Genomic DNA, 25332 nt, shown 5'->3' on the forward strand with positions numbered 1-25332 from the left:
TACGCCTTTAGCTATTGTTTATGCTTTATTGTGAGTGATAATAAATGGTTTAAGATTGTTCATCAACCCATGTTTGAATTATTTTATAAGTTAGTGCTAGCACCACAGGACCAATAAATAACCCCATTATGCCAAAGCCAAGTAATCCACCAATGACGCCAAATAATATAAGTAAAAACGGCAAGTCAGCGCCTTTTTTGATTAAGTAGGCTCGCATTACACTATCTAAAGTGGTCAATATGATTGCAACAACAATTAAGATAATACCCGAGGTGGTGTTGCCCATCCAAAATTGCCAACAGATGCATCCTAGCATAACAACCACTGGGCCAATTTGTGCTACGCAACAAATAAATAAGACGAGTGTTAGTACGCCGGGTAGTGGCATTTTAGTAAATACAAAACTTAATCCGCCAATTAGGGCTAAGGTGATAGCTGTAACCACAACCCCTAGTGCTACTGCGCGGATAGATTGTCCTGCTAATGTGACGGTGGTTGCGCCATATTGTTTTGATAATCGATTAGCAAGTAAGTAGACATATTTGGTGATGCTTTCGCCTTTTAAATAGAGTAATAGGCTAAAAATGATCATCACACCTGCATGAAAGATGAATATGCCAATGTTGGTGACTTGTTCAAGTAGCCAGCTTATCATGATGCCAATATAAGGTTGTATGTTTGATACTAAGTCAGAACCATCTGTTTGAATTAATGTTAACCATTTTTGGTGTAGTTCAGGACCAAAAGCAGGTACGCTTTCTAGCCAGTCAAGTGTTGGTAGTTTTTGATGAGATAGTGTTTTTGCCCATTCAATAAGGTGGTGACCGTTTTGTGCTACCGAGCTAATAATTAATATGAACGGTATAATGCAAACAAAGGCTAATATTAGTGCCATTACCAGTAGTGATAGCCAGCGTTTGTTAAATAATTTTTTTTGAATTTTTATCATTAATGGCCAAGTGGCAATAACTACCATCACCGCCCAGAAGAATCCAAATAAGAAAACTTCAATAACACGATAGGTAATAATGATTAGTAATCCGATGATCAACAGGTTTAGAATTAGCTTAAGTAAATCAGTTGTGTTTTTTTCTGCTGGCATTTTTTTACCATATTTATTAATTTTGATGGCGTTATTATACGCATTATCAATTTAAATTAATATGATGGTGTTTATAATTAATTTTATTAATGGAGATTTTAAAAATGAAAAAATTAGTGTTATTAACATTATTAGGTGTGGCATTAACTGCATGTGCAAATTCGCCTAAAATAAAACCGACAACACAAAATGCCAATGATACGGCACCATTTCCTGCAGCTCAAGTTGGTTTTACACGTTATGCTATCCATTTACCAGCGATGGCTAATGAGAGCAACACTAAAGTTGAGGTGATTATTGGTAAAGAGATGAATGTTGATTGCAATTTTCATAATTTAGGTGGCGTGGTTAAGCAAGAAGAGCTTAAAGGCTGGGGTTACTCTTATTATGTTGTTGAAAAGGCCGTTGGTAATTTGTCAACATTAATGGCTTGTCCTGAAGGTAGCAGTAAAAGCGAGTTTGTGACAATGAATCATAATTTAGGTTTGTTTAATTATAACAGTAGCTTACCATTAGTTTTTTATGTGCCTAATGATTTACAAGTAAAATACCGCGTTTGGCAACCTAATGGTAAAATTATGCAAGCTATAGCCGAATAATAGCGGTTAATTAATTGCTAAATAACTGTTTATTCCATTGTGAGTGGTTAAAACGTAACCACTCAGTTAAGAAAGCTTTAATATTTGATTTTTTAAGTAGACATCTCGAAAAAAAAAGGTATTTTATCCCTCGTAATGCAAGGTTAGCTCTACTTGTTCATTTATTTTATTAATGACTTGTGATTGCCTGATTACCTCGGTTTCGCTGGGCGTTTATTATGTTGGTGATTTATCCATTAGTGATGACGTCGATAGCAAAATTTGGGGGTCCATTGTGTCTTTGCAATGGGCTTGTGTCTAACATGTAATATCCCTACAAGAGGAGAAGTGGTGAGCATGTTTACTCAACGTAAAACAATTCTTTCAATCGTGGCTGGTGTTTCACTGGCGTTATCTCAATCTGCTATTGCTAAAGATCGTGTTGTACATTTTTACAATTGGGCAGGTCAAATCGGTTCTAATACTATTTCTGATTTTGAAAAATCAACAGGCATCAAACTTGTTTATGATGTGTATGATTCAAACGAAATCCTTGAAGGTAAATTGATGGCAGGCCATTCTGGGTTTGATGTTGTTTCTCCTTCTGATAGCTTTTTAGCTAAACAAATTAAATCAGGTGTTTATTTACCGTTAGATAAAAGCAAGTTACCAAATTGGAAAAATCTTGATCCAAATTTAATGAAATTGATGGCAACGCATGATCCTGATAATAAGTATGCTATCCCTTATGTATGGATGACAACAGGTATCGGTTATAACATTGATAAAGTTAAAGAACGTTTGGGTGAAGATGCTCCAGTCGATAGTTGGGATTTAGTCTTCAAGCCTGAAAATATGGAGAAACTAAAAGATTGTGGTGTGGCATTTTTAGATGCACCAACCGAGATCTTTGCAAGTGCACTTCAATATTTAGGTAAAAATCCAAACAGTACCGATGTTAAAGATTATACTGGTGCTGCTTATGAATTGTTAGAAAAAGTGAGACCAAATATTCGTTATTTCCATTCTTCACAATATATTACTGATTTGGCAAATGGTGATATTTGTGTCATTTTAGGTTGGTCTGGCGATATTTTACAGTCACGCGATAGAGCTAACGAAGCAAAAAATGGTGTGCATATTGGTTATCAAATTCCAAAAGAGGGCGCATTAGTCTTTTTTGATACCTTCGCTATTCCAAAAGATTCAGAAAATCCTGACGAAGCACATGAGTTTTTAAATTTTGTTATGAAACCTGAAATTGCCGCGCAAGTCACTAACGATGTGAATTTTGCTAGCGCTAATAAAGAAGCAAATGACAAATTTGTAAACCCAGATGTGAAAAACGATCCAGCGGTTTATCCAAAACCAGAAGTGATGGAAAAACTATTCACTTTACAAGTTAAAGATCCTAAACTTGAGCGCGTAATTACTCGTACATGGACTAAACTTAAAACTGGTAAATAGTCGATATTGGGTATATCGAATTTAAGTGTTAATTCTAGACGGATGGGTTATTTAGCCTTTCCGTCTCGTTTTTTTTGGCTTGTTGTTATGAGGAAAATAGAGTGAATAATAAAACAACAAATCAGGTACAGCCTAAAAAAAAGATGGTAACTCCACTTTTGGAGATCAAAAATTTAACTAAAGTTTTTAACGATGATTATTATGCCGTTGATGATGTCAACTTGACTATCTATACTGGTGAAATTTTTGCTTTATTAGGTGCGTCAGGTAGTGGTAAATCTACATTGTTACGAATGCTTGCAGGCTTTGAACAGCCTACGTCGGGGCAGATTATTCTTGATGGTAAGGATTTATCTCAAGTTCCGCCTTATGATCGTCCAATTAATATGATGTTTCAATCGTATGCTTTATTTCCTCACATGACGGTTGAGCAGAATATTGCCTTTGGTTTAAAACAAGATAAATTAAATTCATTTGAAATAAAACAGCGCGTTGAAGAGATGTTAGCCCTTGTACATATGGAGCAATTTGGTAAACGTAAACCACATCAATTGTCTGGTGGTCAACGACAACGTGTTGCATTAGCTCGTAGTTTAGCTAAACGTCCAAAATTATTATTGCTTGATGAACCAATGGGTGCGCTAGATAAACAACTTCGTGATCGTATGCAACTTGAAGTGGTGAGTATTTTAGAACAAGTGGGCGCAACATGTGTAATGGTGACACATGATCAAGAAGAAGCCATGACTATGGCTGGCCGTATTGCTATTATGAATAAAGGTCAATTTGTACAAATCGGTGAACCAGAAGAGATTTATGAACATCCAAATTGCCGTTATAGTGCCGAATTTATTGGCTCGGTAAATGTCTTTGACGGTATTTTGCAAGAAACGCAAGAAGATGGTTTGATCATTAGCTGTCCTATGATTAAGCGTCCATTAAAAGTCGATTATGATTCACCTGCGGTTGAAGGCGTGCCAACACAAGTCGCGTTACGTCCAGAAAAAATTAAACTTTGCGATGAAATCCCAGAAGATGGCTATAATGTGGCAACAGGTGAAGTGGTCGAAATCGCTTACCTTGGGGATCTGTCGATTTATCACGTTAAATTACCAAGTGGGCAAATTATTATTGCGCAACTTCAAAATGAACATCGTTATCGTAAAGGTATGCCAACTTGGGGTGATATAGTTAACTTAAGTTGGGAAGTTGATAGCTGTGTTGTGCTTACTGAATAAACAAAAGAGGATATCATAATGCGATCCATTGTATTAGGATTGTTGTTAAATGCATTTGTGTTGCTCAATGTTTATTGGCGTTTTGTGACAACAGGAGCATTTGATAACTTATTTTTAGATGCGCTATTTACCGCGATGACATTAAGTTTTTTGTTGTCATGTGTGGGATTATGTTTAGCAAATTATAAGCCATCTAAATTTGCTTATCGGCTGATTATTGCTGGCAGTATATTGTTTGTTCCTGCTGGGCTTGTGGTAATTTATTTTGCTTATAAAAAGATGAAGCAACAAAGCCGAGATACTGATCTGATGACTCTTTATGGGCGTTTAATTGTTATTGCCATCCCTTATTTATGGATGCTATTGCTATTTTTATTACCATTCTTAATTGTCTTTAGGATTAGTTTTTCTGAGAAGATCTTTGCAATTCCACCTTATACTGATTTGTTTAGTTATGATGATGGATTACTAAATATTGCTTTGAACTTTAGTTATTATATTGACTTAGTTAATGACAGTATTTATTTTGCGTCTTATTTAGAATCATTAAAAATTGCGGCTATTTCAACCATATTATGTATTTTAATTGGTTATCCATTAGCATGGGCAATTTCAAAATGTAAGCAATCTACGCGTAACATTTTATTATTGTTAATTATTTTACCGTCTTGGACATCATTTTTAATTCGAGTTTATGCGTGGATTGGTATTTTAAATCAAGAAGGTTTGTTAAATCACTTTTTAATGTGGTTAGGGGTTATTGATCAGCCACTCGTGATTATAAAAACTTATTTGGCGGTTTATATCGGTATTGTGTATTCTTACTTACCGTTTGTGGTGTTACCAATTTATACTTCGTTAAGTAAAGTGGATTCGACGTTAATTGAAGCCTCATTGGACTTAGGTTGTAAGCCAATTAAAACCTTTTTCAGAATTATTGTGCCACTCACCAAAAATGGCATTATTGCGGGGGGGATGCTAGTGTTTATTCCTGCTGTTGGTGAATATGTGATACCTGAATTATTAGGACCCTCTAAAAGTATTATGATTGGTACGCAAATTTGGACTATATTCTCTCGAGATACTGATTGGCCAGCAGCATCTGCGGTTGCGACAGTTATGTTGTTAATTTTGATTGTGCCAATTTACTATTTCAATAAGTTTCAAAGCCGACAAATGGAGGGTAAATAGATGAATGATTTACCTGTTATTTTGCGATCTTCTTTGATTGTATTTATCTCATTACTATTGGGGTCGTTACTGCTATCGGTACTAATTAGTTCGGCTGGCTTAGGTTTACTTACCGATATAAGCTTATATGTTAACTGTTTAATATTTAGCTTGATTGTGACTGTGATTGTGACATTAGCACTCATTTTTCGATGTCTTAAAGGACTTATTTTATTGGTGGTATTTTCGTTTTTATATATCCCAATGATTATTTTAGTTGTTTATTCGTTTAATAGTTCTCGTTTAGTTACGGTATGGGCTGAATTTTCAACTAAATGGTACTTTGAGCTAATGCATAATGAGGAACTATTTAAAGCTGTCGGTCTAAGCTTAGCCATTGCCGCATGTGCAGCGACTTTTGCAACCGTATTAGGTACACTTGCTTCTTATGCAATTGTTCGCTTTAAACGATTTAAAGGTGCAAATCTGTTTTCATTTATGACAACAGCACCACTTGTTATGCCTGATATTATTACAGGCTTGGCATTGTTGCTTTTGTTTGTTGGTATGGGGCAGATTCTTGGATGGCCAAAAGATCGTGGTGCAATTACTATTTGGATGGCGCATACTACATTCTGTATGGCTTATGTGACCGTGGTCATTAGTGCAAGGCTTCGTGAGCTTGATAAATCAATTGAGGAAGCCGCTTTAGATTTAGGTGCTAATCCATTAAAAGTGTTTTTTATTATTACATTACCAATGATTGCACCAGCATTAGTTTCTGGTTGGTTATTAGCCTTTACTTTATCTCTTGATGATGTGGTGATTGCTAATTTCGTAACAGGACCTGGCGCAATGACATTACCAAAATTGATCTTCTCTAAAGTAAAATTAGGGGTCGATCCGCAAGTTAATGCGCTTGCAACTATTATTTTATTGATCGTTGGAATTATTGGGTTTATTTCATGGTTATGGATGCGTAAAACTGAACGACGTAAAATAAGTGAAACCCGTATGCATTAATATTCTTCACTTTCTATTATTGCCGCACTGTGCGGCAATATTTCGTTTTAAAATCTCCGTGTTTTTTTTATCATTTTGTATTATAGTGTGATTTGCCAATTTTTTTGGCAAAATTCTCAGGGCGGGGTGTAAGTCCCCACCGGTGGTATAGCCCACGAGCGCTTAATTTGTCTTGTTAACTGGGCAGTTGTTTTATTGCGCAGTCAAGTGTTGATAGGTTAAGGTCAAGCAGATTTGGTGAAATTCCAAAGCCGACAGTTAAAGTCTGGATAAAAGAGAGTTGCTTATCTTTCCAATATTTGCTGAAAGGCAAAACCATGCTAGTCAAGCACAGCCCTGATTCTGGTATTTTATTTATTTATACTTAATTAAGTTGATGACTAAATAGCATCATTGTTAATGGTTATTTAAAGTTGATTAAGTAAATAATGAAATGAGCAAGTTAAAAAATATAGGTATTTACCATGAATCAGTTTAATTTAAATGAGTTTGGAACGCCCATCGAGCGTGTCAAAAAAGCGATTGCTTCTATTCAAGCCGGTCAAGGTGTACTAGTTTTAGATGACGAAGATCGTGAAAATGAAGGCGATATTATTTGGGCCGCCGAATCCATTACAAGTCAGCAAATGGCGCTGACGATCCGTTACGGTAGTGGCATTGTTTGTTTATGTTTGCCACAAAAACGTTGTGATGAGTTACATTTGCCTATGATGGTGGCAAATAATACCAGTAAAAATAATACGGCATTTACTATTTCGATTGAAGCTGCCAATGGGGTAACAACAGGGGTATCTGCTGCTGATCGTGTTACAACTATTAAGGCTGCGGTGAATGATAATGCTAAACCGTGTGATCTTAATCATCCGGGGCATGTGTTTCCTTTAGTTGCTAAAGACGGCGGTGTTTTAGTTCGTCGTGGTCATACTGAAGCGTCGATTGATTTAGTAACATTAGCGGGTTTAAAACCAGCGGCAGTGTTGTGTGAGCTAACTAATGACGATGGCACTATGGCAAGAGCTCCTGAAGTAGTTGAATTTGCTAAAAAATATCATATGCCAGTTGTAACAATTGAAGATATTGTTGAGTATCGTAACTCAATGTAATACAGCTACATAATAATATCATTTAACTTAATCATATTCTGCTTAATATTTAATGGAATATGATAAGTTATTTAGTATCAAAAAACGCTAGTTAATATAACAACCATATAAACTACGATTAATTACATTGTTAGTGTATAATTGTTAATAATTATCATTATTATTTTATGGCGGCTATGCTACGTTTGGTCTTTATCAATTTATTTGTTGTTTTATTGCTTACTGCGTGTCAAAAAAACACATCAAAATCAACCCCTTTAGTGATACAAAATGTAAGTGTAGAGTTGTTTCATTCCAAATATATTGGTGATTATAAAATTACTATCTATTCGCCAAATAAACCAGTACCTAAAGGAGGGTGGCCTATTATCTATTTGTTAGATGGTGATAGTTACTTTTTAACGGCACATAACATTTTGGCAATTCAAACATGCGAACGTTGTATTATCCAAGATGGTATCATTGTTGCCATTGATTATTTTGGTGAAAGCAGAAGAGCGCTTGATGATTTACCAAAACCAGAGGAATATACTTTAGAAGTGCTACCGAATAATGAAATCAACTTTCCTAAACAGTATGGTGGTGCTGATGCTTTTTTTGATTTCATTTCGCAAGAGCTAAAACCTTCTATGGAAAAAAGATTTGTGATTAATCACCACAAACAATCTATTTTTGGACATTCGTACGGTGGGTTATTTGCATTGTATTGTTTTTTAACTAAACCACCAATTTTTAATACTTATATTGTATCAAGTCCATCATTGTGGTTTAGTGGTGGATATCTTTTTGGTACACTTGAGCAGTTTATTAAGAATACAAACAACCATGTTTTAAAACAACCTGTTAATTTATTAATATCTGTAGGTGGTAGTGAACAATCTCTAAGTTTAGTAGAAAAAACTTTACCAAAAATCAAACAAGAAGAATTATTAAAGCATCGACAAAACCGTAAAATGGTTGATTACATAACAACTTTATTTGAAAAGCTAAAACAGGCTAATATTTCACATTTACAACTCAATTATGTCATTTATCCAAATCAAACACACAAGAGCTCAGCAATAATTGCTTTACAAGATGGTATCCAAATTGGATTTCAACGTTAATCAGATCTTAATATTTTTTTAATATTAAAGGATTAATAATAAAAAAGGACTATTAGATTTTTAAATAATAGATTAACCATTTGTTTTTATGGGAATAATATTTTATTTGCAAAAATAATAATGATAATTATTATTATTTAAAAATGGTGTTCAATTTTATTATAGGAATAGTGTAATGTTGAAATATAAACAGACTTCTCTTTTATTTTTTTTAATTAGTTTTTTATGTCATTGTGCTTATGCTGACGAACAAAAATCTTTAGCCAGTAAAATAGTTGAGACTGAAGATATTATGGTTATTACCGCGGCAGCACAAATAAGACAAGCACTTGGAACTTCGATTATTACTCAGCAAGATATTAAAAAAATGCCTCCTAAAAATGATCTTTCAGAAATTATCCGCACCATGCCAGGCGTTAATTTAACTGGTAATTCAACGAGTGGTCAACGAGGGAATAATCGTCAAATTGATATTCGTGGTATGGGACCTGAAAATACACTTATTTTAATTGATGGTAAACCAGTAAAAAGCCGTATGTCTGTTCGATATGGGTGGCGAGGAGAACGAGATACCCGAGGCGATAGTAATTGGGTTCCGGCTGATATTATCGATCGTATTGATGTTATTCGTGGTCCTGCTGCTGCTCGTTATGGTGATGGCGCCGCAGGTGGAGTAATTAATATTATTACTAAACAACCGACAAATACATGGTATGGTTCATTAAACAGCTATATTAGTTTTCCAGTTTACAGTAAAGAAGGAAATTCTAAGAGAACCGATTTTCTATTAACTGGTGGATTGACTGATAATTTAACTATGCGTTTATATGGTAATATCAATAAAACAGATGCAGATGATTGGGATATAAATCAAAAATATCAAGTTAATCCAAAATCAGTAAGCGCAGGTAGGGAAGGCGTTCGTAATAAAGATCTTAACGGACTACTTCGTTGGAATATTACCGATAAACAATCATTAGATGTTGAGGTAGGTATTAGTCGGCAAGGTAATATTTATGCAGGTGATACACAAAATAATAATCCCGATCAGTTAGTTAGTCGTTTATACAATCATGAAACCAATAGAATGTATCGTCAAAATTATGCACTTACTCATCGAGGTTATTGGGATGGAGGCATTAGTATGCTGTCTTATATTCAAAGCGAAAAAACGCGAAACAGCCGTTTAAATGAAGGATTAGCCGGTGGAACAGAAGGTCGATTTAGTGATAATAAATTTTCAACAATTAAATACAGTAATATCACGTTACATCATGAAACCAATGTACCACTAACCATTATTGTACCTCAAATGATGACAGTTGGCGCTGAATATAACTACCAAAAGATGGAAGACCCAACATCAAATACACAAGATATTAATGAAGGTGGTCATATTCCTTGGATTAAAGAAGTAGAACGTAGTGAGTATTCTTCTGCAAATTTGTGGGGAGTCTTTATTGAAAATAATATTGAATTAACACCATCGACAGTATTAACTCCTGCATTAAGATTTAATCATCATAGTGAATCGGGTATTAACTGGAGTCCTGCTTTAAATCTAATACAAGAATTAAGTGATTCTTTGACATTAAAGTTAGGGATTGCTAGAGCTTATAAAGCACCTAATTTATATCAGTCTAACCCTAATTATTTACTTTATAGTCGTGGACAAGGCTGTTATGGTGCTAATGGTAGCTGTTATTTAATAGGTAATGACCATTTAAAAGCTGAAACAAGTGTTAATAAAGAAATCGGTTTAGAATTCCATAATAAGGGAGTAATTACTGGTGTGACTTACTTCCATAATGACTATCGGGATAAAATCGAATCAGGAATAACCCCAATAGGACATGCATTAGGAGGCGACAAAAAATTTAAAGAATCAAATATATTTCAATGGCAAAATATCCCTAAAGCTGTTGTTGAAGGAATTGAAGGAAGTTTAACTGTGCCAGTTTCGAACAAGATTAATTGGCGAAATAATTTAACTTGGATGTTAAAGTCAAAAAATAAACAAACAGGTGATTATCTATCAATTATTCCCAAATACACCTTAAATTCATCATTTGATTGGCAAGTGATAGATAAACTATCATTTTTAACTTCTATTACCTGGTATGGCAAACAAACCCCAAAAAAATATGATTATTTAGGTGAAAGAGCAACCAATAGATCAACACATCAACTTAGCCCATATTCTATTTTAAATCTTAGTAGCCAATACCAATTTAATCAAAATACGTCGCTAACATTAGGCGTAGATAATTTATTGAATAAACGTTTATTCCGAGCGGGAAATGCTTCATCGCTTAAACATCCAAAAACGGGAAACATTACGGTATTAGGTGCTGGCGCAGCAACTTATAATGAACCAGGTCGCACATTTTTTGTTAGCACCAATATTTCATTTTAAGGTTATAGAAAAAAGGGATGTTTACACCTCATAATTAACATAATCCTTTAAAAACTCATAAGGCGTTTTTCTGAAAATCGCTTTATGAGTTTTAACAATATTATAAGAGCGAATGAATCAATTAACATTTTGTTTATTTTTTAATTTTTAAATATTTACCGCTCATATTTTATTTCCATTAAAAATGTGTACTATTTTTTAGACTTTTTAATCTTCAAACGGTATAGAATCCTGAATATTTTTTACAAAAATATAACTTATAAAGCGAATAGTGTATAATTTATTCTATAATAAACAAATCGCTTATCTAGAAATTTATCTATTTTTATATCTTATAAAAATATTGATTAATGGGATATTGGTAGATTAGGTTATGTAAGATATAAAATTTTGTTCTTGCCATTTATAACCCTTCATTATAGAATTGTTTACTTATTTGAAAAATAAGAATAAAAGTTGTAATGATGTTCGTGGTTGTTAGGCATTGTGGTTTAATGGTTAGGAATATATAACAATTAACATCTTTTGGTGGCAAATGTTTCGTTTGCGAACCATCTATCGTTTTGCCGTTGCTTACGGGCAATAGAGCATAATCAGACATATATTTAAAAAGCAAAAAAGTTGATTACTACGGTAAAACCAAAATAGCAAAGCGAGGTAGCTATGTTTAGCGTAAATAAAGAGTGGGGATTTGTGGTGCTGACCTGCTTTTTTGAATTATGTTGGATTTTAGGATTTAGCACCGCAACAGAACTTTGGCAGTGGGTTATTATTGTATCGCTCATTATTGTCGATTTTACCTTTTTGACAAATGCTTGTAAGACGATCCCCACAGGTACAGTTTATGCTATTTTTTCTGGTGTTGGGGCGATTGGTGCAACAGTAATTGATATGTGGCTTTTTGATAAAGAAGTTAAGTTAATTCAACTCTTTTTTGTTGCGCTAATTGTTGTCGGTGTTGTTCAACTAAAACGAGCCGATAGTTAATATTATAATAAAGGACAATTTTAATCATGGGATGGCTGCTTATATTGATAGCGTCAGTTTTTGAAGTGCTTGGTGCAATTGGTCTTAAGCTATACGCTGAGAAAAAAAATCCATCGAGGCTTGTTTTATATTGGGGGGGATTTTTTGTTTCTTTTGTGCTTTTTTACTTTTCGCTCCATTATCTTGAATTAAGTATTGTCTATCCTGTTTGGGTTGGTCTTGGTACATCGGGCGCTGTACTTGCAAATATGCTGTTATTTCATGAACCTAAAAACTTTCCACGTTTGTTTGGGCTTACCGTTATTATTATTGGCGTTGTGGGGTTACACGCAACTTTATGACCCATTTTGATTGGTTTGTTTGTAGATAAAAAAACCGGAGATAAACTCCGGCAGTGATCTTTTTGGATGAAAAAATAAATTAAATTTCTTTACCATGCTGTTTTAAGAAACTAGCAACACCGTCTGGGTTTGCTTGCATGCCTTTTTTGCCTTTTGTCCATTGTGCTGGGCACACTTCGCCGTGTTCTTCATGGAATTGGAATGCATCAACAATACGGATCATTTCGTCAATGTTACGACCGATTGGTAAATCGTTAATGGTTTCGTGACGTACAATACCTGATTTATCAATAAAGAATGATGCACGTAATGCAACACCTGCTTCAGGATGTTCAATTCCATACGCCTGCATAATTTCATGTTTAATATCTGCAACAATTGGGAATTTCACTTCGCCAATTCCGCCTTTATCTTGTGGTGTATTTCGCCATGCATTGTGTACGTATTCAGAGTCCATTGAAACACCAATTACTTCAACACCACGTTTTTTGAATTCTTCTAAACGGTGATCAAATGCGATGATTTCAGAAGGACAAACAAAAGTAAAGTCCATTGGCCAGAAAAATACAACAGCATATTTACCACTAATATATTGTGATAAATTGAAATTGTTAACAATTTCTCCAGAACCTAAAACTGCTGCTGATGTAAAGTCTGGGGCTTTGCGAGTGACTAATGTCATGCGTTTTCTCCTATATAGTATTGCAAATCATGTTGCTAGGTATTATAGCGATTTAAACTTGTTATCCAAGTCATTATAAACAATTGATATCATAAGTTTAATCTATTAACTAGCTAATTATTGTTCGGTATTATTTATTGATTTTTTAGGTTTACCTTTATTTTTTGTTTCTCTATGACGTTGTTTTACTTTCTTTTTTTTGTTTTCTTCTTTTTTGTTAGCACTTTTTAGCTTTGCTTTTTGCGATGGTTTTTTCTTTGTTGCGGGTTTTGGTGCTTTTGTTTTTGGACGCAATTGATCAATTGTTCTTAATTTGATTGGTTCTTGAATATAGCGCTCAATTTTTTGTAGTAATTCATTATCGTGAGCTTCTACCAACATTATTGCCGTACCTTTTTTACCTGCACGGGCAGTGCGGCCTATTCGATGTAGGTAAACATCGGATGTTTTTGGGGCATCAAAATTAATAACATGAGTAATATCGTCTATGTCGATTCCACGAGCAGCTACATCGGTAGCCACTAGTACATTAACCGTGTTATTGCTGATTCTTTTTATTGCTTCATTACGTTTTGCCTGTACCATTTCACCCTCTAAATAGCAGCTATGGATGCCGGCTTGATGTAGTAAGCTAACTAATTCGTGTACACGTTCACGTTTACGGACAAATACGATCGTTTTTTTAAATTCTTCTTGTTTTAATAAGTAAGTGAGCAGGGCTACTTTATGAGCTAAATCGTCAGCACGGTAATAAAATTGTAAGATTTTTTTACGTTCTTTACGCGATGGATCTGCATTAATTTCGACGGGATCGTTTAGAATACGATTAGCAAAATTGTGCAGCCCTTCACCTTCAAGTGTTGCTGAAAATAGTAAGGTTTGTTTACGCCAACGTGTTTCGGCTGATATGGTTTCGACATCTTGGGAAAATCCCATGTCTAGCATGCGATCTGCTTCGTCCAAGATAAGCATTTCAACTGCTCGGCAGTCAAAGTTCTCTTCTTTTATATATTGTAATAATCGCCCCGTTGTTGCAATAACAATATCTTGATTTTTGCTAAATATTTCGGCGTGATTCATATAAGCAACACCACCAGTAATGGTTGCAATACTTAAATGTGTTGATTCGGTTAATAATTTAGCTTGCTCGGCAATCTGCATGGCGAGTTCACGTGTTGGTGTTAAAATCAAAATACGCGGTGGACCGGGTTTTCTACGTGGAAAATCCAGTAGATGTTGTACGGCAGGAATTAAAAAAGCTAATGTTTTACCTGTGCCAGTAGGTGCGGAACCTAAAACATCTTTGCCATCTAAGGCAACGGGAATTGTTTGCAATTGGATTACTGTTGGTGTATTTATATTTTGTGCTTGAAGATTGTGAATTAAAATATCGTCTAATTCTAAATCAGAAAAAGTCTGCGCTGTCATAGTATTCTTTTAATCTAAAATGATGAGACACATTATAGCGTCAATCGTTATAACTACAATCGTTATAACTGCAATCTTTATAATTACAACTAAAAGTGTTTTGTTTTTATCTGCTGTTTTTGGTATATCAGCCCAAAAACAAGACGCTTTGTTTAAGCAAAACTTATCATCATTAGCTATTTATGATAATATATAGGTCTATACAAAATGATTATTTGTAATATTGTTGATGTTAAATTACTTAATGAGTTTAATCTTTAACCATTTCTTTATTTAACGCCGATTAACTAAGAACTTCATATTAAATAATACTTCTATAATCATCATCAGATAATAACTATGACTGAATGTTTTTCAAATGATAGCTATAACCAACAGTTAGAAAAGAAAATCGATAATTTAAAAACATTATTATCGGATTTTTCTCTTCCCGAATTAGCGGTATATTCGTCGCCAATTAGCCATTATCGTATGCGTGCTGAGTTTAGAATCTGGCATCAGGATGAAGATCTTTATCATATTATGTATGATAAAAAAACAAAAAAACGAGTGAGAATTGATGAGTTTCCTGTTGCCACGAAGCTAATTAATCAAGCTATGCAGGCTATTTTACCTTTGTTAAAGTATAATCAAGAACTTCGTCATTTATTATTTCAAATTGATTACTTTTCGACTTTAAGTGGTCAACTGTTAATTACGCTTTTGTATCATAAAAAATTAAATGAAAAATGGATTTTTGAAGCAAGAAAGTTAAAAACACAATTAGCTAAACAAGGTCTAGATGTTAATATTGTAGGGCGAGCAAGTAATCAGAAAATAACAATAGATGTCGATTATGTTGATGAAGTTTTGCCTGTAATGGATAGAAAATTTATTTACCGCCAAGTAGAAAACAGCTTTACTCAACCTAATGCTGCGGTGAATATTAAAATGTTGCAATGGGCTATTTCTGTCACTAAAAATTCATCAGGTGATTTGCTTGAATTTTATTGTGGTAATGGTAATTTTTCGATCGCATTGGCACAGAACTTTAGAAAAGTATTGGCAACGGAAATAGCCAAAGCTTCTGTTTATTCTGCTCAGCATAATATTGCGGTCAACCATATAGATAACCTTGTTATCGCACGGTTATCTGCTGAAGAGTTTACTTGTGCTATAAAAAAAGAACGCGAGTTTAATCGTTTAAAAGGAATCAATTTGGATGATTATCAGTGCGAAACTGTGCTTGTTGATCCACCTCGTGCAGGGGTTGATTTAAATACGATTAATATACTTAAATCCTATAAAAAAATTATTTATATTTCGTGTAATCCTAATACGTTGCATAACAATTTACAACTATTAACCCAAACGCATTCAATTCAACATTTTGCTATGTTTGATCAGTTCCCTTATACCGATCATATTGAAACTGGCGTTGTATTGTGTAAAAAGTAAAAAAATGTAAAATAGAGTATTATTTGTTAATAATACGGTCAGTATTTATACCTAACTACTTACAGCTCCAAGTATGTATCAACTTACATCTATTTAGAATAAAAAAAAACCCTAGATAAACTAGGGCTGCATTAAATTGCAAGGAATGGATGAAAGGAAATAAAACAATAAAACAATGAAACAGTAATGTCTAGCCTCATGAATCATTGTGTGGATACTATAGCAGAAACAATCGGACTAATTGATGACTTATTGATTACAATACGGTAATTTAATTGTCATGATGTGCTTTGTTTTTTTATATATTCTATTATTGCATTATGTAATTTTTGATAACCGCCTAAAATAATGAAGGAAATATTCAAAATGAAATTATTAGTTGTTGAAGATGAACATAAAACAGGTGAGTATCTTCGTCAAGGGTTAGTTGAGTCAGGTTTTATTGTTGATTTGACGGATAATGGTTTAGATGGTTACCATCGAGCAATGACTGAAGATTATGATTTAATTATCTTGGACGTGATGTTACCCGATATTGTGGGTTGGAAATTCATTCAATCTTTGCGCGAAGCAGGAAAGGATACTCAAATTATATTACTCACCGCTATGGGAAGTGTTGATGATAAAGTTAGGGGATTTAGCTTAGGCGCAGATGATTATTTAGTTAAACCATTTTCATTTGCTGAGTTGTTAGCAAGAATAAAATCATTATTAAGACGTAATGCACCACAAGTAAATAATTATCAATTGAGTATTGCCGATTTAGTAATGGATCTGCCTAAACGAACAGTAACCAGATCAGGAAAACGAATTGATTTAACTAATAAAGAATTTTTGTTGTTAGAATATTTTTTACGTTATCCAGGTGAGGTGTTACCTAGATCACTTATTGCCTCTCAAGTATGGGATATGAATTTTGATAGTGATACTAACGTGATTGATGTGGCTATTAGGCGATTACGTAATAAAATTGATGCAGATTTTGAACCTAAATTGATTCATACTGTACGTGGAATGGGATATAAATTGGATGCATTGGATGAAGTTGAGTAAAATTGTATCATTTCGATTGCCATTAATTGTTTGCTTACTTACTTGTGGGTTACTTTATTGTTTTAGCTATCTTATTGAGCGCTGGTTTGAAAAACTTTCTATTCATCAAAATGTATCTGAATTAAATTCTGTTGTATTTTCTATAGAGCGGGAGCTTACTTATTATTCGCAGGATGATAATCGTGATGAGTTTTTTCAAAGCCTATTGTTAATTTTAACCGGTCATCATCGGTTGTTTGTCTATATTATTGATGATTCAGGAAAAATATTATATCGCACACGAGGCCCTAATCTTGCTATTGCCTTAAAGCCTACTGATTTTGAGGAAATTATTGCTAGACATACCACTACAGTATCAAACGTGGATAACTCATCTTATCGTATTGCTGCATCAAGGATAATGACTGACCAAAACAAACAATATACTACTATTGTAGCTGTTGGTCGTGATTTGCAGATTGAATTTATCAGAAGATTAAGAAAAGGTTTAAAAATACTTATTGGTATTTCTTGTGTTTTGGCGTTAATTGGATCATTTATTTCTATCTATTTTACTCAAAAACCCATTAATCGATTAATTAAGAAGATTGAACGTATTAACTTAAAAAATCTTAACCATCGTATTTCTACTTTATCAGTTCCAGTAAAATATGTTAGTTTAGTTAGAGCGTTTAATAAGATGCTTAATCGTATGGAAGATGTTTTTCAAAGACAACGTAATTTTACGGCAGATATTGCTCATGAAATGCGTACGCCTATTACCAATTTAACAACTCAAACTCAAATTGTATTGAGCAATGCAAGAACGACTGAAGAATATAGAGAAATTTTATACTCAAATTTAGAAGAGTATGAAAGAATGTCACAGATGATATCTGATATGCTTTTTTTAGCACAAGCAGATAACCGTCAATTGATACCTAATTTAATTGATATTGATTTGCATAACATGCTGATTATGATCTGTGATTATTTTGAACCACTCGTTGATGAAAAAAATATCAAGTTTGAGCTAGAAGGTAATTGTTCTCATATTCAGGGCGATAAAATGATGTTGGGGCGGGCAATTAATAACATTTTATCCAATGCGATTCGTTATACGCCTGAAAATAAAATCATCACCATAAGTTTAAATCAAGAGTCTGAAAAGTACGTTAAAATTATTATTTCAAATCCCGGTAAAAAGATTGATAGCCACCATTTACCTCATCTTTTTGATCGCTTTTATCGCGTGGATGAATCTCGTCATCGTAATGGTAGTAATACTTCGGGTACAGGTATTGGGCTTGCAATTGTTAAGTCGATAATTGATACACACAAAGGTAATATTACAGTTGAATCAGACGAAAAATCCACTCGATTTATTATTAAATTACCAACAGCTATTTAATATCGAAGTCACTTATCAATAAATTAGCCGCTGCGTAAGCGGCTTTATGCCGTAATGCTTTGGGAACTTGTTCATTACATACTACTTCGTCAAGCACTCGCATTACTGTACCTAATGCATCATCAATATAACCTAGTTCATTACTACCAATTTGGGCATATTTTTCACGAATTAATTCACAATAGTTATTCATTTTACTTATTCCTTTTGATTAAATTGCAAGTAGAAATTCACCTACAAAAAAGCGTCCAATTTTTGATAAACCTGATTAGCATTGATGGTTCTCATGATTTTCTCTGGCGAGATAATACTGTATTGGTTTTTTCCATATCCTCCTATCAACATGGGATCGGTTTTACCAAATAGCGTAATATTAGGTCTATCTAATGCAGCGGTTAAATGACTTAGTCCAGTATCAACCGATACGACTGCTTTAGCTCCCGCAATGACCGTTGCGATGTCATTAAGTGAAAGTTTGGGTAATACTTCGACATGATCAAATCCTTGAGCAAGTCGTATTGCTCGTTGTTGTTCATGTGGAGCTCCCCAAGGTAGCTTAACTTTTAAGCCTGTCGGTTCAATAAGTTTGATTAATTGTCGCCAAGCATCCTCAGTCCAATGTTTTTCATCTCGAGTTGTGGCATGCAAAAAAACAAGATACTGTTGATTATCGCTAGGCAACGAAGACAAAAAGTGGCGGGCAATGGCATAATCGCCCGTTGAATTAGGTAAATCGTATTGTAGACTTTGCGCAAATAACAGCCTAATGCGCTCAATAGCATGTATTTGTTTGGGAATATTGTGTTTTATATCATAAAACCAACTGGCAATGGATTCTTTGATGCTTTTGCGATCTAAACCGTGTTTAATACCTCTAGCTTTACGAGTAATAAAAAATGCACTTTTAATAAGCCCTTGGGCATCAATAATTACATCATATTGTTGTTGTCGTAAGTTATTAATAAAGTCGTGTCGCTCTTGGCGAATCGTTTTGGAAAACCAATTTTTTCGCCAACGCCTTATTGCTACAGGGATAACTTTATCAACAGCAAAATGCCAGCTTGGAATTTGGGTAAAGTTTTCCTCAACTACCCAATCAAAGGTAATGTTAGGTACGCAATTTGCTGCATCAGTTAATGCGGGTAAAGTATGTAGAACATCACCCATTGAGGAGGTTTTAACAACTAATACACGCATTATTCATTACTCTTTTCACAACGCATTATAAGTTTCATCAATGTTTCAAATACGTTCTCAGGTTTAATATCGATTAAGCTTTGATGATAGCCTTGCTCTGCATCCCCTTGACGAATACGCTGATACCCAGTAATTAAACGAATAACTTCCGCTTTATTTGATAATGGTGGTGTAAAATCAGGGCTACTTGGTCCATAAAGTGCGACAAGTGGTTTATTTAATGCAGCGGCAACATGCATCAATCCTGAGTCATTAGTCACAATTGCTTTACAAGCTGCAATTAAACTTACCGCTTGTTCTAATTGAGTTTGACCAGCTAAATTTATACATTGATCGCTATGTGTCATTTTGGCAATAATCTGCTCGCCAACATGATGATCGTTTTTTGAGCCAAAAATAATGATTTTGGCATGCTGCTGAACTAGCATATCGGCAAGCGCAGCATAATGGTAATCAGGCCAACGTTTTGCAGGGCCAAACTCAGCACCTGGGCAAAAGCCAATTAATGGTTCATCTTGTGTTATTGTAAAGGTTGACAGTGCTTGAGCTATTTCGTCTTGGTTAACATTGAGTTTAGGCCATAGCAAAGGCTGTACTAAATCAGACGCTGAATGTATTTGCTCTTTAGGATAAGCTAGCGCAACATAACGCTCAACCATCAATGGAAAAGTTTGTTTATCCAGTTTACGTATATCATTTAATAATCCATAGCGCATTTCGCCTTTCCAACCTGTACGTTTAGGAATCTTTGCAAAAAATGGAATTAATGCCGATTTAAATGAGTTAGGTAACACAATGGCTTGATCATAATGGCTATCACGAAGTGATTTTCCTATTTTTCGGCGTTTTGATAATGCAAATTCACCATGACCTATAGGCATATCGATAGCTTGGTTTACTTCAGGCATTTTATTTAATAGCGCTCGGCACCATGCTGGTGCTATAACATCAATTTCGTTGTTAGGATCAAGTTGTTTTAATGTGCGATACAAGCTTTGCGACATCATCATATCGCCAACCCAAGATGGACCAATAATGAGTGTTTTCATTAAATTACCTTTCTTGCTTATTAAGCCATTTCATGTATTCGGTTGTACCTTCTGCGACTGTTTTAAATTCAATTGGACAACCTGTTTTTCTAAACTTAGACAGATCTGCCTGTGTAAAGCTTTGATAACGACCTTTTAAATGATCAGGGAAAGGGATGTAATCAATTTCGTCTTTTTTATGATATTTTAATGTAGCATCAGCGACAGATTGAAAGGATTCCGCACGACCAGTTCCGCAGTTATAAATGCCTGAAATATTGTTTTTCCAGAACCATAAATTGACGTCAACCACATCACCGACATAAATAAAATCACGTTTAAAGTTATCACTACCTGCAAATAACTTTGGTTTTTCGCCTTTATTAATTTGTTCATTTAAATGAAACGCAACACTAGCCATGCTACCTTTATGATTTTCTCGAGGACCATAAACATTAAAGTAACGGAATCCGCAAACTTGTGAGTTTGCCTCGGGTAAAATTCCTCTGACATATTGATCAAATAAAAACTTAGAATATCCATAAACATTTAGTGGTTTTTCATATTGTCGATCTTCGATAAAATTATCACTGCGTCCACCATAGGTAGCTGCTGATGATGCGTATAAGAATGGAATATTAAAATCTAAACAATAATGCAGTAAATCTTTAGAATAGTCATAATTATTTTCCATCATAAACTTACCATTCCATTCGGTGGTTGATGAGCAAGCGCCTTGATGAAAAATAACGTCAATATTAAGGTCTTCGTTCGAAATAATAGCAGCGATAAATTCGTCTTTATCCATATAATCGGCAATATCTAAATCAGCTAAATTAGCAAATTTAGTGCCATCAGTTAAATCATCAACGACTAAAATGTCTTTACGACCTTGATCATTTAAGCCTTTAACAATATTGCTACCAATAAATCCAGCACCACCGGTTACCACGATCATACAATTTTCCTTAACCAATAAATTTATCTGCTTATAATACCGATTTATGGCAAAGTTTTCGAGTGATCATTTAAAAAAGCATGAATGAAAGTGGGGTATTTATGAATTTATTTTATTTTCGCTGTTACTAAAATATACCTTGCTAAATGGAGATAAGGTTCTGTTTGGCAGTATTTTTGCTCCAGTTCTAATAATTGTTCAAAGTGGGTGTCTGCTTTGGATTTGTTGGTAAGATAATCGTGAAAAATGCGAATCCCCGTTTTTTGTAAAATAGTAAAATTAGCTTGAATAAGCCATTGATATACATCGTTTGGAATTCTTGGATAATCGGGCGAAAGTGTCTTTTTTTTGCGTTTAGCTAATCCAGCTTGTGTATAGCCAAAATTGCCTAATGTTACTGTTTTAAACAAAAGAGCATGATAGTTATAAAACATTAATGACAAATGTCCATCAGGCTTAAGATGTTTTTTTAATGACGTTATTAATTCAATTGGTTCAGCTACCCATTCTAATACCGCATGGCAAATAACTAAATCAAATTGTTGGTTAATTAAACTATCAAGTTGCTGAATAGAGCAACAAAGGCAATTGATAGTTAGATTTTCTGTTAGCGCTTTTTGTTTAGCTCGTTCCAGCATTTGTTCCGAAATATCACAAAGCGTTACTTGATGCCCAAGTTTAGCTAATCTACAGGCGATTTGTCCTTGTCCTCCACCTGCATCAAGTATTGTTATTGGTTTATTAGGAGGATAGATCGCTAAGATCTTTTCTAGTTCTTGCCACACTATCGCTTCACGAATTTTACCTTTAGTCGTGCCATAAATGTTTTGAGCAAATTTGTTGCTGATATCATCAAAATTACGATCTTGTTTATTCATAGTTATTTTTGATTATTTAACTGCTTTGCTTCTGCATTTATTTGTTCTATTTTATTTGTCATTTTGTTATGGCATTGTTCCATTAAAGCTCTGGCATCTTCTTTGTTTAAGGTTTTGGTTTCGATAGGCTCTAGCATCTCAACAATAAAATGACCGTTATTTAAACGATTTAATTTGATATCATTAGTTTGAGATACACAAATTGGCACAATAGGTACGCCTGCAGCAATTGCTGCTTTAAACGCGCCAGTTTTAAAAGGTAATAATCCACGACCACGGCTACGAGTACCTTCTGGGAACATCCAAATAGAAATGTTGCGTTTTTGGATTTCATCAACCACTTGCCCAATTGTATCGTGAGCTTTTGATTTATTATTACGATCAATAAGAATATTACCTGTAAGATAGTAAAGCTGTCCAAAAAAAGGGATCCAAGCCAAACTTTTTTTACCTACAGTTACTGTTTTAGGTTGTACAACATCGGCTGCTACAACGATGTCATAATTATTCTGATGATTGGCAATATACACACAGCTACCTATTTTGCTTATATTAGGGTGAATGCGAGTATCTACTTTTACGCCAAATATCGGTTTAAAGAAAAATCCAAATAAGTGAGCGAATCTTGCTACGTTTTTTGGATTTCTTGGATTAAATAAGCAAAAAATGGTGCCCAATACACAAATAATAACACCAATTATCACAACACTAATTAGACGAAAAAGAAATACCATAATTTACCTCATAAGTTAACTTGGCGTATTATATACATAATCAACATTAATATACAGTTGTTAAATATTACTGTTTAAAAGGGTACTCATGCATAAATCGACTATTACTTGGAATGAAAATCAGATGCCTGTTTCTGTTTATTTTGATGATGTATATTTTAATACGGAAGGGGCAATTGCTGAAACTACTTACGTATTTATTGATGGTAATGATTTATTTCAGCGTTTTGCTCAGCATCAAAAAGATACATTTTTTGTTGCTGAGACAGGTTTTGGAACGGGATTGAGTTTTTTGATTTTATGGGAAACATTTTTAAATTTTAGGCGTCAGTATCCAAATCATAAACTTAAACATCTTACTTTTATTTTTGTTAGCTAAGCGTCTTCAAACATATTTAATTGATACAACTTGTCAACTCGACAATGTTAGTTTGGTGATATGTTATGATGATATTAGCAACTACTCGAATTTTTTAGCAAAGCAAAATGTATTGATTGATACTTGGTTTTTTGATGGATTTTCGCCAGCAAAAAATCCTGATATGTGGTCAGAATGTTTATTTAAACATTGTTTTGAACTGACCGCTCCTAATGGTCGTTTTGCTACTTTTACTGCAGCAAGCTTTGTTCGTCGTCATTTAATTAATGCAGGATTTACTGTTCAAAAACGAAAAGGATTTGGTTCAAAACGTGAAATGTTAGTGGGGTATAAGTGATATCTATATTCATTACAGACATTTATCAAATTACGGTAAACAACACGAGCAATTCCCAGGATTAAGTAATTTTCTAGAAGTGATAAGTTAATTAATGTAACATATTAAACAATAATAACAATTTATTATTTATATTTTTATGAAAATAAAAGTAAGGTAAATAGGAGAACAAATGAAAGCTTTAAAAAACGTTTTACTTATATTAACCACGACTATGGTTTTAACGGGGTGTGATGAAAAAAATGAGGAATATTATTTAAACAATATAGAGTCAGCCAATAAAAAAGTAGAGCAATGTAATAAGGATTTAGAAAAGGCATTTATAGCAAAGGATAAAAGTGGTATCGAAAAGGTAGAAAAAGATCCCGAATGTCGTGCTGCGATGTCTGCAATTCAAAAAGACAAAAAAATAAAGTATGAATTAGAAAAAAAACGTAAAGAGGACGAAAGGAAACAAGCAGTAGAGTCTGAAATGAGCGCTATCAGACAACAAGTTTCTGGTATGTCATGGGGTGAATCAGTTAATGAATATTTAAAGGTAGATGACTGTAAAAGTAGTTTCTCGTTTAATAAAAGCCCGAAATGTGAAGCTTGGGAAACGGTTTATAACGAAAAAGTTGATGAAGGTAAAAACGAGTTAAAACAGCTATCTTTTAATGAAATTAAAGCAAAAATGCAGTCTTTATGTAAATTAGATAAAAGAACTGGCTCTAATTGTAGCGTTGCCGAAAAAGCGTTAGAAGAAAAGGCGGCTGATGAATTAGCTAATGCTGATATTCAAACCATTGAATCCAAAAAATCACTATATTGCGCAGAGGATCTGGTTTTTCAATCCGCTTGTAGCGTTAGTTGGGAAAAGGCATGGAAAAAAGAAAGTGATAAGTATGTCAAATTTTATATAGAAAATAATGCAGATTTTGTTGCTACATATAACTCATGTATAGATAAATTAGAAGCCGTTAAAGCCCAAAAATTAAACTGGAATGAGGAAAATAAATTACAAAAAGTAATAAAAGAAGGATATCCTTGTAGTCAGGTGAAGGATGCTTATTCAAAAAGAGGAATGGGATATTCTTGGTTTGATAAAAAAATTGAAGAATAATCCAATTAGTCGCGTCCTATTAGAATGGTATTGATTGTTAACATGTAACTATCCCCTAAAATAATACAGCAAAAAAGTAGAAAATTCTCTATGATAAAAGAAAAGGGGATTTTATTATGAAAAAAATGACTGAACATCAAATCGTCGCTATTTTAAAAGAAGCTGAAGCGGGTATTCCGGTTAAAGAACTGTGCCGTA

At 34.0% G+C, this 25332-nt stretch carries 25 protein-coding genes and 1 riboswitch; of the genes, 16 read left to right on the top strand and 9 right to left on the bottom strand.

What is annotated here, in order from left to right; all coding sequences use genetic code 11:
- Positions 1–49: 49 nt before the first annotated feature.
- Positions 50–1102, bottom strand: coding sequence for an AI-2E family transporter YdiK (ydiK, locus tag GQ589_RS09300; protein ID WP_160411684.1), 1053 nt, complete (start codon positions 1100–1102; stop codon positions 50–52).
- Between the two features lie 104 nt (positions 1103–1206).
- On the opposite strand from ydiK, the gene eco reads away from it, so the two are divergent.
- The 10 genes from eco to GQ589_RS09350 all read left to right on the top strand — a co-directional run bounded on the left by eco (position 1207) and on the right by GQ589_RS09350 (position 12531).
- Positions 1207–1701 carry a serine protease inhibitor ecotin gene (gene eco, locus GQ589_RS09305; protein WP_160400931.1) on the top strand — a complete coding sequence of 165 codons (495 nt, stop codon included), beginning with the start codon at positions 1207–1209 and terminating at the stop codon, positions 1699–1701.
- A 336-nt stretch (positions 1702–2037) separates the two neighbouring features.
- Positions 2038–3147 carry an extracellular solute-binding protein gene (locus tag GQ589_RS09310; RefSeq protein ID WP_160400943.1) on the top strand — a complete coding sequence of 370 codons (1110 nt, stop codon included), beginning with the start codon at positions 2038–2040 and terminating at the stop codon, positions 3145–3147.
- A gap of 101 nt (positions 3148–3248) precedes the next feature.
- On the top strand, positions 3249–4385 hold the full coding sequence (gene potG, locus GQ589_RS09315; RefSeq protein WP_337189504.1) for a putrescine ABC transporter ATP-binding subunit PotG: 1137 nt from the start codon (positions 3249–3251) through the stop codon (positions 4383–4385).
- A 279-nt stretch (positions 4386–4664) separates the two neighbouring features.
- Positions 4665–5576, top strand: a complete 912-nt coding sequence (locus GQ589_RS09320; protein ID WP_160425809.1) for an ABC transporter permease subunit — start codon at positions 4665–4667, stop codon at positions 5574–5576.
- Positions 5577–6578, top strand: coding sequence for an ABC transporter permease subunit (locus GQ589_RS09325; protein WP_202115069.1), 1002 nt, complete (start codon positions 5577–5579; stop codon positions 6576–6578). It abuts the gene before it with no gap.
- A gap of 108 nt (positions 6579–6686) precedes the next feature.
- Positions 6687–6863, top strand: a riboswitch (FMN riboswitch).
- 179 nt (positions 6864–7042) lie between these two features.
- Positions 7043–7681 carry a 3,4-dihydroxy-2-butanone-4-phosphate synthase gene (gene ribB, locus GQ589_RS09330; protein WP_160425791.1) on the top strand — a complete coding sequence of 213 codons (639 nt, stop codon included), beginning with the start codon at positions 7043–7045 and terminating at the stop codon, positions 7679–7681.
- 176 nt (positions 7682–7857) lie between these two features.
- Positions 7858–8787, top strand: coding sequence for an alpha/beta hydrolase (locus tag GQ589_RS09335; RefSeq protein ID WP_160425794.1), 930 nt, complete (start codon positions 7858–7860; stop codon positions 8785–8787).
- Positions 8788–8962: 175 nt separating this feature from the next.
- On the top strand, positions 8963–11203 hold the full coding sequence (locus GQ589_RS09340) for a TonB-dependent siderophore receptor (RefSeq protein WP_160425796.1): 2241 nt from the start codon (positions 8963–8965) through the stop codon (positions 11201–11203).
- A gap of 663 nt (positions 11204–11866) precedes the next feature.
- A complete protein-coding gene (locus GQ589_RS09345) occupies positions 11867–12190 on the top strand; it encodes a multidrug efflux SMR transporter (protein ID WP_160411688.1) in 324 nt (107 codons plus the stop codon).
- 26 nt (positions 12191–12216) lie between these two features.
- Positions 12217–12531, top strand: coding sequence for a multidrug efflux SMR transporter (locus GQ589_RS09350; protein ID WP_160400925.1), 315 nt, complete (start codon positions 12217–12219; stop codon positions 12529–12531).
- A 79-nt stretch (positions 12532–12610) separates the two neighbouring features.
- Here GQ589_RS09350 and GQ589_RS09355 read toward each other — a convergent pair whose 3' ends face one another.
- Both GQ589_RS09355 and srmB read right to left on the bottom strand, forming a co-directional pair.
- Positions 12611–13213: a peroxiredoxin C gene (locus GQ589_RS09355; protein ID WP_160400924.1), complete on the bottom strand. Its 603-nt coding sequence runs from the start codon at positions 13211–13213 to the stop codon at positions 12611–12613.
- Positions 13214–13330: 117 nt separating this feature from the next.
- A complete protein-coding gene (gene srmB, locus GQ589_RS09360; RefSeq protein ID WP_160425798.1) occupies positions 13331–14641 on the bottom strand; it encodes an ATP-dependent RNA helicase SrmB in 1311 nt (436 codons plus the stop codon).
- 339 nt (positions 14642–14980) lie between these two features.
- Here srmB and trmA point away from each other — a divergent pair, with 339 nt between their 5' ends.
- The 3 genes from trmA (at position 14981) to GQ589_RS09375 (ending at position 18521) form a co-directional block, all read left to right on the top strand.
- Positions 14981–16078: a tRNA (uridine(54)-C5)-methyltransferase TrmA gene (gene trmA / locus GQ589_RS09365; RefSeq protein ID WP_160411690.1), complete on the top strand. Its 1098-nt coding sequence runs from the start codon at positions 14981–14983 to the stop codon at positions 16076–16078.
- Positions 16079–16444: 366 nt separating this feature from the next.
- Positions 16445–17131, top strand: a complete 687-nt coding sequence (locus tag GQ589_RS09370) for a heavy metal response regulator transcription factor (protein WP_160400921.1) — start codon at positions 16445–16447, stop codon at positions 17129–17131.
- A complete protein-coding gene (locus tag GQ589_RS09375) occupies positions 17118–18521 on the top strand; it encodes a heavy metal sensor histidine kinase (protein ID WP_160400920.1) in 1404 nt (467 codons plus the stop codon). Before GQ589_RS09370 ends, GQ589_RS09375 begins: the two co-directional genes overlap by 14 nt.
- Here GQ589_RS09375 and GQ589_RS09380 read toward each other — a convergent pair.
- The 6 genes from GQ589_RS09380 to GQ589_RS09405 form a co-directional block, all read right to left on the bottom strand.
- Complete coding sequence (locus tag GQ589_RS09380) at positions 18514–18714, bottom strand: YaeP family protein (protein ID WP_160425800.1); 201 nt, start codon at positions 18712–18714, stop codon at positions 18514–18516. The two genes, GQ589_RS09375 and GQ589_RS09380, sit on opposite strands and share 8 nt — an antisense overlap.
- Before the next feature lie 41 nt (positions 18715–18755).
- Positions 18756–19718: a lipopolysaccharide heptosyltransferase RfaC gene (rfaC, locus tag GQ589_RS09385; RefSeq protein ID WP_160425802.1), complete on the bottom strand. Its 963-nt coding sequence runs from the start codon at positions 19716–19718 to the stop codon at positions 18756–18758.
- Entirely contained in the window at positions 19718–20767 is a 1050-nt protein-coding gene (gene rfaF / locus GQ589_RS09390) for an ADP-heptose--LPS heptosyltransferase RfaF (RefSeq protein WP_160425804.1), read from the bottom strand. The genes rfaC and rfaF overlap by 1 nt, the downstream gene beginning before the upstream one ends.
- Positions 20768–20771: 4 nt before the next feature.
- On the bottom strand, positions 20772–21704 hold the full coding sequence (gene rfaD, locus GQ589_RS09395; RefSeq protein ID WP_160400916.1) for an ADP-glyceromanno-heptose 6-epimerase: 933 nt from the start codon (positions 21702–21704) through the stop codon (positions 20772–20774).
- 107 nt (positions 21705–21811) lie between these two features.
- Positions 21812–22582: a methyltransferase domain-containing protein gene (locus GQ589_RS09400; protein WP_160411692.1), complete on the bottom strand. Its 771-nt coding sequence runs from the start codon at positions 22580–22582 to the stop codon at positions 21812–21814.
- Between the two features lie 2 nt (positions 22583–22584).
- Positions 22585–23316 (bottom strand): 1-acylglycerol-3-phosphate O-acyltransferase, encoded by a 732-nt coding sequence (locus GQ589_RS09405; protein WP_160400914.1) that lies wholly within the window; start codon positions 23314–23316, stop codon positions 22585–22587.
- A gap of 88 nt (positions 23317–23404) precedes the next feature.
- Here GQ589_RS09405 and GQ589_RS09410 point away from each other — a divergent pair, with 88 nt between their 5' ends.
- The 3 genes from GQ589_RS09410 to GQ589_RS09420 all read left to right on the top strand — a co-directional run bounded on the left by GQ589_RS09410 (position 23405) and on the right by GQ589_RS09420 (position 25134).
- A complete protein-coding gene (locus GQ589_RS09410) occupies positions 23405–23695 on the top strand; it encodes a hypothetical protein (protein WP_160425806.1) in 291 nt (96 codons plus the stop codon).
- Positions 23685–24032 (top strand): MnmC family methyltransferase, encoded by a 348-nt coding sequence (locus tag GQ589_RS09415; RefSeq protein ID WP_370519432.1) that lies wholly within the window; start codon positions 23685–23687, stop codon positions 24030–24032. The genes GQ589_RS09410 and GQ589_RS09415 overlap by 11 nt, the downstream gene beginning before the upstream one ends.
- A gap of 172 nt (positions 24033–24204) precedes the next feature.
- Positions 24205–25134 (top strand): hypothetical protein, encoded by a 930-nt coding sequence (locus GQ589_RS09420; protein WP_160425808.1) that lies wholly within the window; start codon positions 24205–24207, stop codon positions 25132–25134.
- Positions 25135–25332 lie beyond the last annotated feature (198 nt).

This window comes from Gilliamella sp. Pas-s27 (assembly GCF_009795865.1).
In the GTDB taxonomy this organism is placed as follows: Bacteria; Pseudomonadota; Gammaproteobacteria; order Enterobacterales; family Orbaceae; genus Gilliamella.